The sequence below is a fragment of the Aureimonas sp. AU4 genome, assembly GCF_001463765.1.
Lineage (GTDB): Bacteria > Pseudomonadota > Alphaproteobacteria > Rhizobiales > Rhizobiaceae > Aureimonas.
In genome coordinates this window covers 1-2,015 of the sequence record NZ_BBWK01000005.1, presented here as the reverse complement: position 1 = coordinate 2,015, position 2,015 = coordinate 1, and the positions used below count along the sequence as shown (strand labels likewise).

2 protein-coding genes are annotated in these 2,015 nt (G+C 69.8%); both read left to right on the top strand.

The window, feature by feature from the left end; genetic code table 11:
- The coding region (gene ftsY / locus AUL35_RS02575; protein WP_156417806.1) for a signal recognition particle-docking protein FtsY at positions 1-1,047 on the top strand (1,047 nt) is incomplete at its 5' end.
- A gap of 53 nt (positions 1,048-1,100) precedes the next feature.
- On the top strand, positions 1,101-1,754 hold the full coding sequence (locus AUL35_RS02570; RefSeq protein WP_062011717.1) for a septation protein A: 654 nt from the start codon (positions 1,101-1,103) through the stop codon (positions 1,752-1,754).
- The last annotated feature ends 261 nt before the right edge of the window (positions 1,755-2,015 follow it).

The window sequence follows — 2,015 nt, the reverse complement described above, 5'->3', positions numbered from 1 at the left end:
CCGCTCGACGGGATACCGGGCCTTGCCCCGATCCCCGCCCCGCCCTCCCGCCTGCCGGTGGACGGCGAGGGCTGGAGCCTCAAGGAAGCGCGCGTCGAGGCGGCGCTCGCGGCCGAGCCCCGCCGTCCGTTCTTCCAGCGCCTGCGCGAGGGCCTGTCGCGCTCCTCCAACCAGCTCGGGAGCCAGATCACCGCGCTGTTCACCAAGCGCCGGCTCGACGAGACGACTCTGCAGGAGTTCGAGGACGTGCTGATCCAGGCCGATCTCGGCGTGGAAACGGCGCTGCGCATCACGGACCGCCTGTCGGACGGGCGCTTCGGCCGCGAGATCTCGGGCGAGGCCGTGCGCGCCATTCTCGCCGAGGAGGTGGAGAAGGCCCTCGCCCCGGTCGCCCTGCCGCTCGAGCTCGACCTGTCCGTGAAGCCCCACGTCATGCTGGTGGTGGGCGTCAACGGCACGGGCAAGACGACCACCATCGGCAAGCTCGCGGCCAAGCTCCGGCGCGGCGGCCTTTCCGTCACGCTGGCGGCCGGCGACACGTTCCGCGCGGCGGCCGTCGAGCAGCTGAAGATCTGGGGCGAGCGCACCGGCTCGGCGGTGGTCGCCAAGGCGATCGGGGCCGATGCGGCGGGCCTTGCCTTCGAAGCCTACGACGAGGCCGTGCGCAACGGCTCCGACGTCCTCATCATCGACACGGCGGGCCGCCTGCAGAACCGGGCGGAGCTGATGGACGAGCTCGCCAAGATCGTGCGCGTCCTCCAGAAGCGCGTACCCGACGCACCCCACACCGTGCTCCAGACGCTGGACGCGACCACCGGCCAGAACGCGCTGAGCCAGGTCGAGATCTTCCGCAACGTGGCGGGCGTCAACGGCCTCGTGATGACCAAGCTCGACGGCACCGCGCGCGGCGGCATCCTCGTGGCCATCGCCGCCAAGCACAAGCTGCCGGTCTTCTTCGTGGGAGTCGGCGAGGGCATCGACGACCTCGAGCCCTTCAAGGCGCGCGACTTCGCCGAAGCCATCGCCGGCCGCGCCGGCACCGCCTGACTTCCGCCCGCCTCATCTCTATGATGGGGCGGACTTTTCTGGAACAGACCGCCATGACCGAACACCTCATCGAGCCGGCGCCCAACGCGCCCGCCAAGCCCGAGATCAACCCGCTCCTGAAGCTGGCGCTGGAGCTCGGGCCCCTTGTCGTCTTCTTCTTCGCCAACTCGAAGGGCGAGGCGATCGTCGCGCGCTTTCCCGCGCTCGGAGAGCTCGGCGGCCCGCTCTTCGTGGCGACCGCGCTCTTCATGGCGGCGACCGTGATCGCGCTCGCCGTCTCCTACGCGCTGACGCGCACGCTTCCGATCATGCCGATCGTCTCGGGGCTCGTGGTCGTGGTGTTCGGCACGCTCACGCTCTGGCTGCAGGACGAGGTCTTCATCAAGATGAAGCCCACGATCGTGAACGGGCTCTTCGCGGCCGTGCTGCTGGGTGGGCTCGCGTTCGGCAAGCCGCTGCTCGGCTACGTGTTCGACCAGGCGTTCAAGCTGGACAACGAGGGCTGGCGCAAGCTGACGCTGCGCTGGGGGCTGTTCTTCGTGGTGCTGGCGGTGGTCAACGAGGTCGTCTGGCGCAACTTCTCGACGGATTTCTGGGTCGCCTTCAAGGTCTGGGCGACGATGCCCATCACCATGATTTTCATGCTGACGCAGATCCCGCTCCTGAAACGCCATGCGCTGGAGCCGATCTTCGACAAGAAGAGTTGATCGCGCGGGGAGCGCCGATTGCCCTGCCCCGGCGGCGCGGGCGTCCCCAGATGGACGGGACATCGTTTCGCGCTGAGGACCCGCCCATGATCGACGCCCAGAAGCTTCTCGACCAGTTCCTCGGAACCCATGGCGGCAGTCGGCATCCCGCTCCCCCGCGCGGCGGCGGCAGTGGGCTCGGCGGCGATCTCGGACGCCTCGCCCAGGCCGCGCTCGCGGGCCGCAGCGGCGGCGGCACGAGCGGGCTCGGCGGGCTCGTCG

Excerpts from the sequence above, each read along its gene's own strand:
- AUL35_RS02570 (WP_062011717.1), top strand. The coding sequence starts at position 1,101 with ATGACCGAACACCTCATCGAGCCGGCGCCCAACGCGCCCGCCAAGCCC.